Genomic DNA, 14843 nt, shown 5'->3' with positions numbered 1-14843 from the left:
GCCGGTGCGGGGCACTCCAGGCACTCCGGCACCTTGGACCGGAGGATCGCGACGAGATGGCCGCCGGGCGGCGGCCGCCGGGCGGCGGGCTGCCTCGGACGGTCCGTCGGACCTCGTCGGTCCTCGTCGGACCGGCCTGTGGTCGGTGGGTGCGGCTAGGGTGCCGGTCATGTCCGGTGATATCCGAAGTGATGGTCAGGTCCGTGAAAGTGCGTCGGGGCGTGGGCGGTTGACCGATCCGGGGTGGCTGGTGGAGGGCGACCCGGAGCAGGTCCTGGCGGCGCTGGACGCCGCGGTCGGGCAGGAGGAGACGGCGGTTGGTGCCGTGTACCGGACGTCGGGGCATGTGCACCGTGACGCCGGCACGCAGGTACGGAGGCAGCTGCTGGCGCTGGACGCCGCACGGTACGGGAACCCACCACTGGCGAGAAGGCTCTCGGAGGTGCCGCTCCCTCAGGACGAGTCCGGGGGCTGGGCCGTGGAGTGGGCGACCGGCACCGGCCTGGACGCGCGGCTGCGGTACGCACTGCCCGCGCCGGCCGCGGTGACCGCGGTGGCGACCGTGGTCGTGGAGGGCCGGGGGTTCGCCGTCGCGGGCTGCGAGGACGGCACGCTGCACTGGTGGGACCCGGCCACGGGCCGGAAGCTCGGGCAGACCGCAACCGGCCGCACCGGCGCCGTTCGTGATCTGGTGACGGCGGTGGCGGACGGGCGTCCGGTGGCCGTCACCTGCGGCTCCGACGGGGTGGTGCTGGCCTGGGACCTCGCCGAGGGACGACCGGCCGGGGAGTACCGCGCCGGCGACGGCGTCCGGGTCATCTCGCTGGCCACCGCACCGGTCGAGGGCCGGTCGGTGGTGGTCGCCGGCGGCACCGACGGCCTGCTCAGGGTGTGGGACCTGGCCTCGCCTACCCCCGCCGCCGAGCTCCTGACGATCCGGGCCGGCCAGGTGCGGGCGCTCGCGACGGCGGTGGTGGACGGCCGTCCGGTGGCCGTCACCGGCAACGCCAAGGGCGCGGTCCGCAGGTGGGACCTGACCACGGGACGGGAGCTGCGCGCCGGCGGCGACGACGAGGCCCCCCACGCCGCCGACGGCGGCAACGGCCCGGACAGCAGCGCCGGCGGTGACGGCAGTACCAGCGGTGAGGGCGGTGACGGCGGTGAGGGCGGGATGCGGCGGTGCGGCACCATGGAGATCGAAGCCATGACGCACCTCGTGGCCACCGACCCGGCGTCCGGGTGCCCGTTGGCGATCGGCGCCAACTCCTACGCGACGTACATCTGGGACCTGGCGACGGGCGAGCAGGTGGGTGGGCCGGGTGGTGGGTTCGCGCAGGCGGCGGCTCTCACCGTGGTCCGCGGGCGCCCCACCGCGGTCGTCGGGTTCGGCCTCGGCGGGCCGGTCGCGGTATGGGACCTGGCCGCCCGCGGACGCTCGCACCGACCGCTGACCGGCCACGAAGGGGCCGTGCGTGGAGCGGCGACGGCCGTGGTGCAGGGGCGCCACCTCGCCGTCACCGGCGGCAACGACCGATCGGTCCGCATCTGGGACCTCGAGGGTGCGGAGCAGCCGGCCGACCGGGCGGCCGGGGAGGCGGCGCCCGTGCAGAAGGTCACCACGGCGGTCGTCGACGGCCGTCCGGTGATCGTCACCGGCGGTCCGGACACCAAGGTGCGGTTCTGGGACCTCCACGGCGGGGGTCAGCTGGGTGAGCCGCTGACCGGCCACACCGCCGCCGTGACCACGCTGACGGTGGGTACGGTGGCGGGGCGGCCCGCCCTCCTCACGCGCGACGGCCACGAGACGGTGCAGGTCCGGGATCTGGCCACCCGGGAGGAGCTGCACGGACTGACGACGAGCGAGTACACCAGCTCGTACATCCAGTTCTTCGCGGCACCAGAGGGCCGGTTCGCCGCCGTGACCTCGGAGGGACGCGTGTGGGACCTGGCCGCGCACGCCTGGACGGGAGTGCGGCCGCAGCAGCGCGGCGCCCTGGCCCTGGAGACCCTCGACGGCCGTGATCTCCTCCTGACCGGCGACCGGACGGAGACGGTCCAGCTCTGGGACCTGGCCACGGGTGAACGCTTCGGGCCGCCCCTGACGGGCCACACCGCCAAGGTGTCGGCCGGCGCGGCGGGGACGCTGGACGGGCGCACCGTCGTCGCCGCCGGGAGCGTCGACGGAACCGTCCGCGTGTGGCACGCCGCCACGGGGCAGCAGATCGGAACGTACGCCTTCCCCGCCCCGATCACCGGGCTGGCGGTGGCACCGGAAGGGCGGCTGGTGGTCTGCTTCGGCTCGGACCTCGCGGTTCTGACCCGCCGTTGACCGGGCCGCGGACGGCACCGGCCCCGCGCCCGTCGCGCGTGAGGAGGGCGGGCCGCCCGTTCGGGGTGGGGCTACTGGTAGGTGAGGTTGAGGGTGACGTCCGGTCGTCCCGGAGGGAGTGGTTCCGGGCGCGGACCGTGACGGTGCAACTGGTGCGGCTGTAGGCGGTCGGCGGGTACGCGGGCGGGTATCGGCGCGGCGACGGTTCTTCCGGGCTCCGGCCGGTCTACATCTTGAACGGGACGACGACCGACTCATCAGGAGTGCAGACATGGGCCTCATCCACCTCGAGCAGTTCGCCACCCTCGACCTGGTCGGGCAGGCGCCCGGCGGACCCGACGAGGACCCAGCGGGGTTCCCGTTCGGCGGCTGGCAGGCGCCGCTGCTGGACGAGACCACCGGGGCGCAGATCCTGGCCGCGTACGAGGGCACGGACGCCCTCCTGCTCGGCCGGCGGACGTACGACATCTTCGCCGGCTACTGGCCGCACCAGAAGGAGGGTGAGATCGCCGAGCTGTTCAACCGCGTGCCGAAGTACGTGGCCTCGCGGGGCAAGCCTGCTCTCCCGTGGGCCGGTTCCGTGCTGCTCGGCCCGGATCTGGCGGCCGCGGTGCGCGAGGTCCGTGACCGGCACGAGAACGTGAAGGTCGTCGGGAGCCTGGACCTGGTGCAGACGCTCCTGCGCGAGAAGCTCTTCGACCGCCTCGACCTGTGGGTGCACCCGATCGTGCTGGGCGTCGGGAAGAAGCTGTTCGACGGCGGCGCGGTGCCCGCCAACCTCTCGCTGCTCCAACCGCCGGTGGCCGGTCCCCTGGGGACCGTGTACCTGCGCTACGGGCTGGCCGACGGCACGCCGCGGACGGGCGACATGAGCGCGCCCGACCGCGGCCTCGGGTCCGACGGCTGATAGCCCCTCCCCCGCCGGCGGCCACCTGCACGGGAGCGCCGTACAGGTGGCCGCCGGTCCGGGGGTCACAGCCCGGTGGCCAGCCAGACGGTTGCGGCCGCGGCGGCGGTGAGCCCGAGGTTGAGGGCGATCCGGCGGTCGTCGCCGGTCAGGTGGACGGTGATCGCGCCGGCCTGGAGGAGGACGAGGCCGACGGCCGCGGCCGACGCCAGGGCGGGTGCGATGCCCGTCAGCGGCGGCAGGACCAGGCCGGTCGCGCCGAGTAGTTCGACCGTTCCCAGGGCCCGGACGGCGGGCAGGGGTACCCGGTCGACCCAGGCCATCATCGGCCGGAGCCGGTCGCGGCTGCGGCTCACCTTCAGCGTGCCCGCGTAGAGGTAGAAGAGGGCGAGTAGTCCCGCGACGATCCAGTAGGCGGTGGTCATGGTTCCGTTCACGGTGGTGTTCATGGTGGCGTTCATGGTGCTGGTCATGTCGCTGGTCGTGTCGCTGGTCATGGTGCTGTTCACGGTTCAGGCGAGGCCGGTGGCCGGCTCGGTGGCGTAGCGGCTCATCGCGTCGGCGTTGGCCTGCGGCGTCAGCGGACGGCCGTCGGCGAGCACGTCCTGGAGGTCCCGGAAGTACTGCACGTACAGGTCGGGGGTGAAGGTGCTGAGCAGGACGGCGGGTCGGTCGGTCGGGTTGGCGAAGGTGTGCGGGGTGCCGGGCGGAACCATCACGAGCGTGCCGGTGGTGGCGTCGTGGTGCTCGTCGCCGACGGTGAAGCGCACGGTGCCCGAGAGGATGTAGAAGCCCTCGTCGTGCTGGGCGTGGCGGTGCTGCGGCGGTCCCTGGGTGTGCGGGGCGAGGACGGACTCGGCGATGGCGAGGCGGTGCCCGGTGTGGCTGCCGTCCTCCAGGACGCGCATCCGCGTCGTGCCCAGCACGATCATCTCGCCGTCGCCGGGACGCACCACGGAGACGGCGGGGCCGGCCTGCGGCGCCTCGGATGCTGTCTGTTCGGTCATGTCGGTCATGCGAACCAGTGCATCGCCGGGGGTCCGCCGGTGTCCAAGACCCATCCCGCGGAGCCGATACCCGGCGGGTATCATTGCAGCGTGGAGCTACGAGTCCTGCGCTACTTCGTGGCCGTCGCCGAGGAACTCCACTTCGGCCGGGCAGCCACCCGACTGCACATGAGCCAGCCGCCGCTGAGCCGGGCGATCAAGCAGTTGGAGGCCGATGTCGGGGCCCCGCTGTTCGTCCGCTCGCCCACCGGCGTCACGCTCACGGCGGTGGGCGCGGTGCTGCTCGAGGAGGCGCGGTCGCTGCTCGAGCACGCCGACCGGGTCCGGGTCCGGGTGGGCGCGGCGGCCGGCGCCTCGACCATCACCGTCGGCATCCTGGGCGACGGCACCGACCCGGGGGTGTCCAGGCTGGCCGCCGCGTACCGCCGGACCCACCCCGGCGTGGACATCCGCATCCGCGACACCGATCTGACCGACCCGACCTGCGGCCTGCGTGCCGGGCTGGTCGACGTCGCCCTGACCCGGGCGCCGTTCGACGGGACCGCCCTGACGGTGCGTGCGCTGCGGGACGATCCGGTGGGCGTGGTCCTGCGCGCCGACGATCCGCTGGCCCGCCGCGGCCGGCTGCGGCTCGCCGAGCTGAGCGGCCGCCGCTGGTTCCAGTTCCCGCCGGGCACCGACCCGCTCTGGCAGTCCTACTGGAACGGCGGCACGCCGCGCGAGGGTCCGGTGGTACGCGGCGTCCAGGAGTGCCTGCACGCCGTGCTGTGGAACGGCACGGTCGGCCTGGCCCCGCTCGGGCACGACCTGCCCGCGGACCTGGCGGTGGTTCCGCTGGCCGACATGGCGCCGAGCCGGGTGGTGGCGGTGTGGAACGAGGGTGACGCCAATCCGCTGATCCGGTCCTTCGTCGAGATCGCGACAGCCGCCTACCGTCGCTGAGCGCCGCACCGGACGCTGCGCGCCGGCACCGGTGGGGAGGTCGGCGCCGTTGTCGGTGGGGGCCGGTAGCGTGACGCCCCATGCTCGCGCGATTGATGAACAGGACCAGCCTGCCCGCCGGAGTGCGGCTCGTTCGGCCGCTGGCCGGGGGTGGCTGGTGGGTGACGTGCCGGGACGACCCGCGGCAGGCGGTCGTCCTGGACGGCCGGCTGCAGGAGGTCCGCCGGGTCGGTGTGCCCCTCGCGTCGGACACCGCCACCTACGCCGTCTCCCCCGACGGCAGCCTGCTGGCCGCCTCCCTCGAGGACGGCATCCAGGTGGCCGGTACGGACGTCGACTGACGGCGGGGGCACGGCTCGTGGAGCGACTTCCCCTCGGGGCTCGGTGCCTGCGCGTTCTCGCCCGACGGCACCGAGGTGTGGGCCACGGTGCGGCCGGGCGACCCGGACGGTGGGGATCTCGACGAGGAGGACGAGGAGGACGCGGAGGGCTGGGGCGACGAGTGCTGGGCCCTCGACGCCGTGACGGGCCAGGTGCTCGGCCGCACGTCCCTGGACAGTGAGATGTCGTACTCGCATCTCACGGTCCATCCCGACGGCCGCCACGTCGGGGTCGTGGTGAGCGAGGGACAGGACGGCAGCTTCGGCTACTGGGTGCGCCGCGACGGGAACCGCCTGGTCAAGACGCCCACCGACCTGCTGGGACGCCGCGACCGGTCGCTGGCGGCCCTCGCCCCCGACGGCCGCCACTACCTCAACCAGGGCTGGGCCACCCTGTCCACCCACTCCTTCCCGGGCGCGGAACTCCTCACCGAGCGCGCGGCCGCCGATGTCCTGCGCCGGGGACAGCCCTGGAACTACGTCTTCGGGTACTACGACGCGTCCACGGTCCTGGCCACGGTCCCGGACGACGACGGCGTCGCCTCCACCGTGGTGCTCCGGGCGCCGTCCCTGGAGCTGCTGGGCGAGGTCGAGTACCCCGCTCGCGTCCGGCCCCGGGCCGTCGTCTGCGCAGGTGACGGCAGCTGGCTCACCGTCGAGGGAACGGACCTGGCGCGCTGGTCCCTCGGGTAGCGGCGCGACCGCCGCTACCCGACGGACCGGTCTCCCCTGACCGGTCTCCCGGAGCGGACGTCGCCGCCGTCGATCAGGCCGGCCCGGCGGCCGGCTGCCCGAGGTCGCAGTCCGAGAGGCAGTAGTCGACGTCCGGGTCGGCTTCGATTCCCAGCAGCGCCGCCATCTCGGGGATCCGCTCCTCAGGGACGTCGAAGACGGAACCGACCAGGTCGGGCCAGTCGCCCACCCATGCGGCGGCGGTCTCGACCGAGAAGGATTCGGGCAACCGGTACCAGGCCGTCAGTTCGTCCTGACCCTTGCGGAATCCCTCGATGATCCACGTCATGTCACACACTTCCTGCCCGGGACGGGCCCCTTGAGCCGGTTCCCGATGTCCGGGTCGTCGGCACCCAGGTGCTTGCCCTGATTGTTGTACATCTCGACCTCGCCCGGCCGGGAGTCCCCGCCCCACCGACGGCGTCCCCTACCGGCGGTCAGCGGACGGGGAGCCGTGCCTCGAGGGAGGCCGCGAAGGCTGCGGCATCCGTCTCGTCGCCGAAGTGGTGGATCACGTGTTCGCGGACGTGGTCCTGCTGTACCCGGGTGAAGGCCGCGCAGGCGTCGTGGACGACGTGGGCGGTGTAGCCGCGGTCGTGGGCCTCGCGCAGCGTGGATTCGACGCACACGTGCGTGGCGAAGCCCGCCAGGTACAGGTCGGTGACGCCGAGTCGGCGCAGGATCAGGTCGAGGTCGGAGGACCCGGCGAAGGCGCTGGCACCGGCGCGGCCGCGCACGACCGGTTCGCCGGGGCCGGGCCGGAAGCCCTCGGCGAACTCGACGCCCGTACTGCCCTCGATCCAGGTGCCGGCCTTGGGGATCGCCGCGCGCAGGCCGAGTACGGCCGGGGTCCAGCTCTCCAGCTCCGGCGCGCCCGGGGTGAGGACGAGCGGCACGTGCACGACGGGAACGCCGTGCGCCCGGGCGGCGGCCAGCGCGACGGCCGCGCCGTGCACGGCGGTCTGCAGCAGGTCGCGGTCCTCGACGAGGTGGTGGAGGCGTCCGTGCGAGGGGTCTAGCCACTCGCGCTGGAACTCGATCAGGACGAGGGCGGCGTTCGGACGTGCGGGAATGACCGTCATGGTCGGCCTCCTGGTGCGGAATTTATCCAACTGACGAGTTGGAGACTAGCGCGAGCGCACCCACATCTCCAACCATTGAGTTGGAAGTGTGGGCCCCGCGGGCGTGTCAGAGCGCGAGCCTGCGCACCATGTCCACCACGGCGGCGCGCCTCGCGGCCGGATCCGCGTCCACCGCCCCGCCGATGATCATGCGGGCCAGCTGCGGCGCCGCGAACTGCCAGCCGGCGAGCGCGATCACGGCGTACAGCAGGTCCGCGGGCGGGAGCCGCGACCCACCCTCCCCCTCGCCGGCCGCGGCGCCCCCGACGTCGCCGGAGCTGCGGCGGGCGCGGGAGACCGCGGCGACCTTCTCGGCGTAGTGGGCAGCCCTCCGCTCCTCCCCCGCGACCGGGGCGGAGCCGTCGCCGCACAGGGCCTCCCACTGCAGCAGGCGCAGCAGGTGCGGGTGGGCGAGGTGGTAGTCGAAGACCCGGCCCGCGTACTCCGGAAGGTCCACCGCCCGCCCGTCCGGTTCCGCCAGCGGTACGGCGGCGGCGAGTTGCTCGAGCTCACGCCGGACCACCGCCGCGAACAGCTGCTGCTTGCCCCCGAAGTAGGGGTAGATCCGCTCCTTGTTCACTCCGGCCGCGGCCGCGATGCGGTCGATCCGCGCGCCCTCCGGCCCGTGCGCGGCGAACTCGTCCACGGCCGCGTCGAGCAGCAGCCGCTTGGTCCTCTCGATGTCCCATGCCATGCCCCCAGGATACGGAGCCGCCAACCGGCGGGTTGGAGTGCCACTGGCACCGCCGCCGACCCACTTCCAAGCGGCGCTTTCGAACATCCCACTGCTCCTTATGGCCCGATATCACTCGTTCGAGTGAGTTTGGAGCCCCCCGCCCGCACTGTGCGCACCGGAACCAATCGGGGACGATCGAACACCCTCACAGTCGCGCAATCCGCCCGCAACAATCTCCGTGAAGCCCGGAGCGCGAGCACATCTCGCTTTCCTGGCAAGCAAGTTGACGTGTCGTCAGATCTCTTACTCACGGATAGGGACGCGCCATGACCACCGAGACCGCTCCGCAGGACCAGCGGAGCCTCAGCACCTCCGCCGCAAGGAACCTGGCCACCACCACCAAGACCGCGCCGCAGATGCTCGGCATCACCCCGCGCTACCTGCTGCGGGTGCTGCCCTGGGTGGATCTGGAGGCCGGCGTCTACCGGGTCAACCGCCGGCGGGGCTTCATCCTCGGCGACGGGCTGATCGGCACCTTCACCGACGGCGGCGGCGACGCCCGGGTGATCGCCGAGGACCTGCGCGAGATCGCCTTCCTGCGCGAGCTGGAGAGCTCGCTGCTGAGCACCCTCGCCAACGGCTTCGTCCAGCGCGAGGTCGAGCCCGGTGAGCTGATCGCCGGCGCCGACACCCCGCCCGGGCAGCTGCACGTCATCACCTTCGGCCGCGCCGAGAAGCGCGCCACCGGCCAGTACGGCGAGGACGCGCTGCTCTCCGTCCTCGGCGACGGCGACTTCTTCGACGACGGCGCCTGGGTGCGCGACGAGCCGACGCCGTACCAGGTCCGGGCCGTCACCCCGTGTACGGTGCTCTCGCTCGACCACCGGATGCTCGCCGAACTGGCCGACCGGGAACCGGCGCTGCGGGCCCGCCTGGACGCCTACGCCGCGAACGGGCAGGCCCCGGCCGACCGCGAGCACCCGATCGACCTGACCTCGGGCCACAGCGGCGAACCCGAACTGCCGCAGACCTTCGTGGACTACGAGGAGTCCCCGCGCGAGTACGAGCTGAGCATCGCGCAGACCGTGCTGAAGGTGCACACCCGGGTCTCCGACATCTACAACTCCTCGATCGACCAGGTCCAGGCACAGCTGCGGCTGACCACCGAGGCGCTGCGCGAGCGCCAGGAGTGGGAGATGCTCAACCACCCCGAGTACGGGCTGCTCAACAACGTGGTGCCCACCCAGCGGGTGCACACCCGCAAGGGCTCGCCGACCCCGGACGACATGGACGAGCTGCTCACCCGGGTCTGGAAGCAGCCCGCGTTCTTCCTGGCCCACCCCCGGGCGATCGCCGCGTTCGGGCGCGAGTGCACCCGGCGCGGGGTGCCGCCGCAGATCGTGGAGCTGTTCGGCAGCCCGTTCCTGACCTGGCGCGGCGTGCCGCTGCTGCCCTCCGACAAGCTGGACCTCAGGGGTTCCAGCAACTCGGCGCCCGGGACCACCAACATCCTGCTGATGCGGGTCGGCGAGGCGGAGCAGGGCGTGGTGGGCCTGCGACCGTCGAAGGTCCCGGACGAGGTGGAGCCGGGTCTGTCGGTGCGCCCGATGGGCGTCGACCGCCGGGCCATCACCTCGTACCTGGTGACCAGTTACTTCTCGACCGCCGCGCTGGTGGACGACGCCGTCGCGGTGCTCCAGGACGTCGAGGTGTCGAACTACTATGACTACTCCTGACGGAAGCGGCGGCGGTGCCGGCGCCGCGACCGCCCGACCACCCTGGGAGTCCGTACAGTCGGGCGCGCTCCCGATGCCGCAGCCGCAGCCGCTCCCGGTGCCGCAGCCGCCGCCGCTGCCGGCCGCCCTCGCGCACCTGGCGGGCGGCCCCCGGTACTGGCTGCCGGAGCAGCCGGACCGCGGGGCCACCGCACCACCGACCGCACCGCCGACCGCACCGACGCCCCCCGCGGCGCCGCCCGCCGCACCGCCGGGCGGATTCGACGTCGAGGCCGTCCGGCGGGACTTCCCGCAGCTGCACCGCGAGGTGAACGGCCGCCCGCTGGTCTGGCTGGACAACGGCGCCACCACGCTCAAGCCCCGCCAGGTGGTCGAAGCCGTCGGCGAGCACTACGCGATGGGCACCTCCAACGTCCACCGCGGCGCGCACACCCTGGCCAAGCAGGCCACCCAGGTCTACGAGGAGGGCCGGCAGGCCGCGGCCGACCTGCTCGGCACCCCGGACCAGGGCGAGATCGTCTTCGTCCGGGGCACCACCGAGGCCGTCAACCTGGTGGCGCAGAGCTGGGGCCGGGCCAACCTGGGGGTCGGCGACGAGATTCTGGTCTCGGCGGCCGAACACCACTCCAACCTGGTGCCCTGGCAGCTGATCGCCGCCGAGCGCCGGGCGCGGATCCGCCCGATCCCGCTGCTCCCCGACGGGCAGCTGGACCAGGACGCCTACCGGGACCTGCTCGGCTCCCGGACCAGGATGGTCGCGCTCACGCACGCCTCCAACGTGCTGGGCACCGTCCCGCCGGTGGCCGAGATGACCGCGCTCGCCCACCGGTACGGCGCGAAGGTCCTGGTGGACGGCGCGCAGGCGGTGAGCCACTTCCCGGTCGACGTCACCGCGCTGGACGCCGACTTCTACGCCTTCTCGGGGCACAAGATCTTCGCCCCGACCGGCATCGGCGTGCTGTTCGGCAAGCGCGAGCTGCTGGAGGCCATGCCGCCGTGGCAGGGCGGCGGGAACATGATCGACTCGGTCGGGTTCGAGGAGACCACGTACGCCCCGGTCCCGCACCGGCTCGAGGCCGGCACCGGCCACATCGCCGGGGTGGCCGGGCTGCGGGCCGCCCTGCAGTACCTCGCGGCGCTGGACCGCGAGGCGGCCACCGCCTACGAGGAGCAGCTCACCGCGTACGCGATGGCGGCGCTGGCCGGTGTCCCCGGTCTGCGGCTGATCGGCAACGCCCCGGGGAAGATCGGCGTGCTGACCTTCCTGCTCGCCGGGGCGGACCCGATGGCCCTCGCGGGCGCCCTCGACCAGCAGGGCATCGCCGTGCGCGCCGGTCACCACTGCGCCCAGCCGGCGCTGGCCGCGTTCGGGCTGCAGGCGGCGGTCCGGGCCTCGCTGGCCCTGTACAACACCGTCGAGGACGTGAACTCCCTGGTGGCGGCGCTCCAGGACGTCCAGGCCCGGTCGGCGGCGACCACCGGATAGGCCGGGGCGGACGGTCGGCGGACCCCGGTCCCGGAACCGCACGGCGCACGGCGCGCCGGGCGGCTCCGGGACCGGGCGCGCTCCGGCGCCACCGCCCCGCCCGGGGCGGACGGCCCGTTCGGTCCGGGTGCGTGGCGCGCCCACCGCTGCACCCAGGCGCCATATGCCATATTGCGGGACATACTCCCGACGAGAGGCACGTCATGAAGATCGCAGTCATCGGCGGTACCGGGCTGATCGGGTCACAGGTCGTCAGGAACCTGAACGCCGCCGGGCACGAGGCGGTGCCGCACTCGCAGTCCACCGGGGTCGACGTCATCAGCGGCCGGGGGCTGGACGAGGCGGTGGCGGGTGCGGACGTGGTGGTGAACCTGACGAATTCCCCGACCTTCGACGAGGCCTCCCCGGCCTTCTTCCAGACCTCGATGGACCTGCTGGTGGCCGCGGCCCGCAAGGGCGGGGTCGGCCACTTCGTCATCCTGTCGATCGTCGGCGCGGACCAGGTCCCGGAGCTGGACTACTACCGTGCGAAGGTGCTCCAGGAGAGCATCCTCGCGGCCGGGCCGGTCCCGTACTCGATCGTGCGGGCGACCCAGTTCATGGAGTTCATCGCGGCCGTGCTGTCCTGGACCTCCGACGCCGACACCGTCCGGCTGCCCGCCACGCCGATCCAGCCGATCGCCTCCAAGGACGTGGCGGCCGCGGTGGCGGACGTCGCTGTGGGCGCCCCCCTGGGCGGTATCCGCAACATCGCCGGGCCCGAGATCTTCCCGCTGGACGAGCTGGGCCGGATCACCCTGTCCCGCAAGGGCGACCACCGTACCGTCGTCACCGACCCCACCGCCGGCATGTTCGCCGTCGTCAAGGGCGACGTCCTCACCGACAAGGACGCCCGCCTCGCCCCCACCCACTACGCGGACTGGCTCTCCTGACCCACCCGCCCCCGCATGCCCCGGGCGGCCGGTTCGCCGGCCCGGCGGGACGGTTCGTCCGTCGGGCGGCCGGCGGCCCCTCGGGTGCGAGGGGGCAGGACCTCGATGATCTCGGCGATGCCGGTGGCGGTCCGGGCCTCGTGCATGGTGATCACATCACCGGGTTCCAGATGCCGCCACCGCCCGGGCCGCAGGGGGGCCAGGCGGACGTCCGCGGTTCCTCCCGGGCCGAGCTGCGGCGTGAACTCCACCCAGAGCCGGGCGACGTCCAGGTCCTGCTGCCCGGCCGCGGTGCGGTGGCCGATGTCCCACAGGGGCCTGAGCCGGCCGTCCCCCGCGAACGGGCCCTGGCGTCCGGCCTCGTCCGCCCCCAGCAGGGTCAGGGTCGCCCGGATCGTGCCGTGCTCGACCTCCCGGGCCCGCCATTCGCACCAGCGCCGGCTGCGCTCCAGCATCATCTGCCGAGCGGCTTCGGCGAGCTTCTCCCAGAAGGCGACGGGTACCGGACGGACATCCGCGATCTCGATGAACACATCGAGTGCCATCTCCCATTCCTGGAGCCGGATCTCCCCCCGGACGTCTGCGACCGTCCGGCCGTTCTCGGCCACGGCGTCCTCGGCCAGGAGGTCGACGGCCTGCCGGATCAGGGTGAATGCGTCATCCATGCCCTGGATTGTCGCCCGACCGCGGGCCCTTGTCACACTCGGCCCGGCACTGTGCAGCGACGCGCGGGCCCGCCCGGGCGCCCCGGCGACCGTCCCTGTCGGGCCGTCAACTGCGCCGGAGCGCCGGGAGCCGCGTCGGATCGGCGCCGCTCGGACTCGTCCGCGACGCTCTGGTGCGGACTGCGCGCGGCCGCCGGGGCGCGGCATTACGGGGGATTCCGACGCCATGTCACCAACCCGTGTGACTTAGCACACACTTTACCTGCACATTGTCCAGATTTGGCAGACATGGTCGCGCTTGCTCCACCCGGAACTCGGCAGCTCCACCCCCTTGACCTCGCAGTTTTGTTGACACCCGGTTCGATGGTTCACGAAGATCTGCTTCGCCTTAGAAGATCTTAAGAATTCGGGGATGAGTAGGCGTGGCAAGAAGAGAGTGGAGACGGGCGACGCGGACGTGGATGGCCGCGACCGTGGCCGCCGGAGCACTGGTCGGCTCCGGCCTGCTTCCGGTCGGCGCGTACGCCGCTGACGGGGCGTCGGCCGATCCGGCGAAGGCGGGCGCGGGCGTGACCGCGACCGACGCGGCCGAGGTCGCGGCGGTGGCCGAGGCGAAGCGGACCGGGAAGCCGGTGGAGGTGGCGTCGAAGCGCACCGAGACCGTTGACGTGGTCGCGCAGCCGGACGGCAGGCTGGTGGCGACGACGTACGTGCAGCCGCACCGGGTGCGCAAGGCGGGTGGCTGGGTGGACATCGACCCGGCGCTGACGGTGCGGGCGGATGGTTCGGTGGCGCCGAAGGCGGCGACGGCGGACGTGGTGTTCTCCGGCGGCGGGGGCGCGCAGCCGCTGGTGCGGATGGCCTCGCAGGGCAGGGAGCTGACGCTCGGCTGGCCCCACGCGCTGCCGAAGCCGGTGGTGGACGGCAGCACCGCGGAGTACCGCTCGATCCTGCCGGACGTGGACCTGAAGCTGACCGCGACGCGCACCGGCTTCAGCCAGATCCTCGTGGTGCACACCGCGGCGGCGGCGAAGAACCCGGAGCTCGACCAGTTGCGGCTGGGCCTCAAGGGCGACGGCCTGACGGTGAAGCAGGCCCCGGACGGTTCGCTGACCGCGGTCGACAAGAACGCCGGCGGCACGGTCTTCGAGGCACCGACCCCGGTCATGTGGGACTCCTCGCGCCCCGCCGTCGCCGCCGCGGGGGCCAGCGCCCTCACCTCGCCGACCGCGCGGACGGCGCCCAGGGCCGGCGCTCGGGCGCTGCTCGCACCGCCCGCCGCGGCACCCGCCGCCCCGCTGGACGGCCTGGTCCCCGCCGACGGCGCCAAGGTCGCCCGGATCAAGGTCGACCTGCCCGCCGCCCAGGACAACCTGGTCCTCACCCCGGACCAGGCCATGCTGGACGACCCCGCGACAGTCTTCCCCGTGATGATCGACCCGGCCTGGAACACGCCCAACGCCGCCGACTGGGCCGGCGTCTCACGCTACTACTCCTCGCAGGCGTACTGGCACTTCACCTACAACAGCACCTACGTCCACGACTGGGGCGTCGGCTACTGCGGCGACACCAGCCGCTGCGCACCGTCGGACGTGAAGCGGGCGTTCTTCCAGATCCCGACGAGTGCGTTCATCGGCAAGCAGATCCTGAGCGCGGAGTTCGGGACGTACGAGAGCCACTCCTGGTCGTGCTCGCCGAGCAACATCGAGCTGTGGAACACCGGCTGGGTGTCCTCGGGCACGAACTGGAACGCGCAGAACGCCTCGGGCTTCTGGGCCCGCAAGCTGCAGACCATGAGCGCGGCCAAGGGCTGGAGCGGCAGCTGCCCGGGCGGCTGGCTGGAGTTCGGCGGCACCTCGGGCGGCGTCAAGGACCTGGTCCAGGACGCCGCGAACTGGGGCTGGTCCTGGGCCACGTTCGGCCTCAAGGC

Annotated in this window: 15 protein-coding genes and 1 pseudogene; 9 read left to right on the top strand and 7 right to left on the bottom strand. The window is 73.2% G+C overall.

The annotated features are described in order from the left end of the window. The first annotated feature begins 229 nt into the window (after window positions 1-229). Both AC2TEW_RS32735 and AC2TEW_RS32730 read left to right on the top strand, forming a co-directional pair. Window positions 230-2329, top strand: coding sequence for a WD40 repeat domain-containing protein (locus AC2TEW_RS32735; RefSeq protein WP_484626905.1), 2100 nt, complete (start codon window positions 230-232; stop codon window positions 2327-2329). A gap of 271 nt (window positions 2330-2600) precedes the next feature. Continuing rightward, on the top strand, window positions 2601-3236 hold the full coding sequence (locus AC2TEW_RS32730; RefSeq protein ID WP_484626904.1) for a dihydrofolate reductase family protein: 636 nt from the start codon (window positions 2601-2603) through the stop codon (window positions 3234-3236). A 65-nt stretch (window positions 3237-3301) separates the two neighbouring features. On the opposite strand, the gene AC2TEW_RS32725 is transcribed toward AC2TEW_RS32730, so the two are convergent. Both AC2TEW_RS32725 and AC2TEW_RS32720 read right to left on the bottom strand, forming a co-directional pair. After that, window positions 3302-3661, bottom strand: coding sequence for a DoxX family protein (locus AC2TEW_RS32725; protein ID WP_484626953.1), 360 nt, complete (start codon window positions 3659-3661; stop codon window positions 3302-3304). An 87-nt stretch (window positions 3662-3748) separates the two neighbouring features. Continuing rightward, window positions 3749-4243 carry a cupin domain-containing protein gene (locus AC2TEW_RS32720; RefSeq protein ID WP_484626952.1) on the bottom strand — a complete coding sequence of 165 codons (495 nt, stop codon included), beginning with the start codon at window positions 4241-4243 and terminating at the stop codon, window positions 3749-3751. 90 nt (window positions 4244-4333) lie between these two features. Here AC2TEW_RS32720 and AC2TEW_RS32715 point away from each other — a divergent pair, with 90 nt between their 5' ends. From AC2TEW_RS32715 to AC2TEW_RS32705, 3 genes are all read left to right on the top strand, one after another. Beyond that, the gene (locus tag AC2TEW_RS32715; RefSeq protein WP_484626903.1) at window positions 4334-5185 is read left to right on the top strand and encodes a LysR family transcriptional regulator; all 852 of its coding nucleotides are present in this window, start codon (window positions 4334-4336) and stop codon (window positions 5183-5185) included. Between the two features lie 95 nt (window positions 5186-5280). After that, window positions 5281-5526 carry a hypothetical protein gene (locus tag AC2TEW_RS32710; protein ID WP_484626902.1) on the top strand — a complete coding sequence of 82 codons (246 nt, stop codon included), beginning with the start codon at window positions 5281-5283 and terminating at the stop codon, window positions 5524-5526. An 87-nt stretch (window positions 5527-5613) separates the two neighbouring features. Next, a complete protein-coding gene (locus tag AC2TEW_RS32705) occupies window positions 5614-6258 on the top strand; it encodes a hypothetical protein (protein ID WP_484626901.1) in 645 nt (214 codons plus the stop codon). 73 nt (window positions 6259-6331) lie between these two features. Here the strand turns inward: AC2TEW_RS32705 and AC2TEW_RS32700 are convergent, their stop codons facing one another. The 4 genes from AC2TEW_RS32700 to AC2TEW_RS32685 all read right to left on the bottom strand — a co-directional run bounded on the left by AC2TEW_RS32700 (window position 6332) and on the right by AC2TEW_RS32685 (window position 8112). Continuing rightward, window positions 6332-6586 (bottom strand): hypothetical protein, encoded by a 255-nt coding sequence (locus AC2TEW_RS32700; protein WP_484626900.1) that lies wholly within the window; start codon window positions 6584-6586, stop codon window positions 6332-6334. After that, on the bottom strand, window positions 6583-6738 hold the full coding sequence (locus tag AC2TEW_RS32695) for a colicin E3/pyocin S6 family cytotoxin (RefSeq protein ID WP_484626951.1): 156 nt from the start codon (window positions 6736-6738) through the stop codon (window positions 6583-6585). The genes AC2TEW_RS32700 and AC2TEW_RS32695 overlap by 4 nt, the downstream gene beginning before the upstream one ends. After that, window positions 6735-7379 (bottom strand): cysteine hydrolase family protein, encoded by a 645-nt coding sequence (locus AC2TEW_RS32690; RefSeq protein ID WP_484626899.1) that lies wholly within the window; start codon window positions 7377-7379, stop codon window positions 6735-6737. Before AC2TEW_RS32690 ends, AC2TEW_RS32695 begins: the two co-directional genes overlap by 4 nt. Window positions 7380-7485: 106 nt before the next feature. Next, window positions 7486-8112 (bottom strand): TetR/AcrR family transcriptional regulator, encoded by a 627-nt coding sequence (locus AC2TEW_RS32685; protein ID WP_484626898.1) that lies wholly within the window; start codon window positions 8110-8112, stop codon window positions 7486-7488. Window positions 8113-8420: 308 nt separating this feature from the next. Between AC2TEW_RS32685 and AC2TEW_RS32680 the strand changes: the two genes are divergently transcribed. The 3 genes from AC2TEW_RS32680 (at window position 8421) to AC2TEW_RS32670 (ending at window position 12248) form a co-directional block, all read left to right on the top strand. Further along, window positions 8421-9830 carry a family 2B encapsulin nanocompartment shell protein gene (locus tag AC2TEW_RS32680; protein ID WP_484626897.1) on the top strand — a complete coding sequence of 470 codons (1410 nt, stop codon included), beginning with the start codon at window positions 8421-8423 and terminating at the stop codon, window positions 9828-9830. Between the two features lie 73 nt (window positions 9831-9903). Continuing rightward, window positions 9904-11316 carry a SufS family cysteine desulfurase gene (locus AC2TEW_RS32675; protein ID WP_484626896.1) on the top strand — a complete coding sequence of 471 codons (1413 nt, stop codon included), beginning with the start codon at window positions 9904-9906 and terminating at the stop codon, window positions 11314-11316. A 203-nt stretch (window positions 11317-11519) separates the two neighbouring features. Then, window positions 11520-12248, top strand: coding sequence for an SDR family oxidoreductase (locus AC2TEW_RS32670; RefSeq protein ID WP_484626895.1), 729 nt, complete (start codon window positions 11520-11522; stop codon window positions 12246-12248). Here the strand turns inward: AC2TEW_RS32670 and AC2TEW_RS32665 are convergent. Then, the gene (locus tag AC2TEW_RS32665) at window positions 12227-12913 is read right to left on the bottom strand and encodes a hypothetical protein (protein WP_484626894.1); all 687 of its coding nucleotides are present in this window, start codon (window positions 12911-12913) and stop codon (window positions 12227-12229) included. The two genes, AC2TEW_RS32670 and AC2TEW_RS32665, sit on opposite strands and share 22 nt — an antisense overlap. 461 nt (window positions 12914-13374) lie before the next feature. On the opposite strand from AC2TEW_RS32665, the pseudogene AC2TEW_RS32660 reads away from it, so the two are divergent. Continuing rightward, a pseudogene (locus AC2TEW_RS32660) lies at window positions 13375-14843 on the top strand (LamG domain-containing protein); the annotation flags it as partial.

The sequence above is a fragment of the Kitasatospora sp. NEAU-CNBT7 genome (assembly GCF_057220535.1).
The sequence above is the reverse complement of the archived record's forward strand: the minus strand, read 5'-3'. Positions and strand labels throughout refer to the sequence as shown.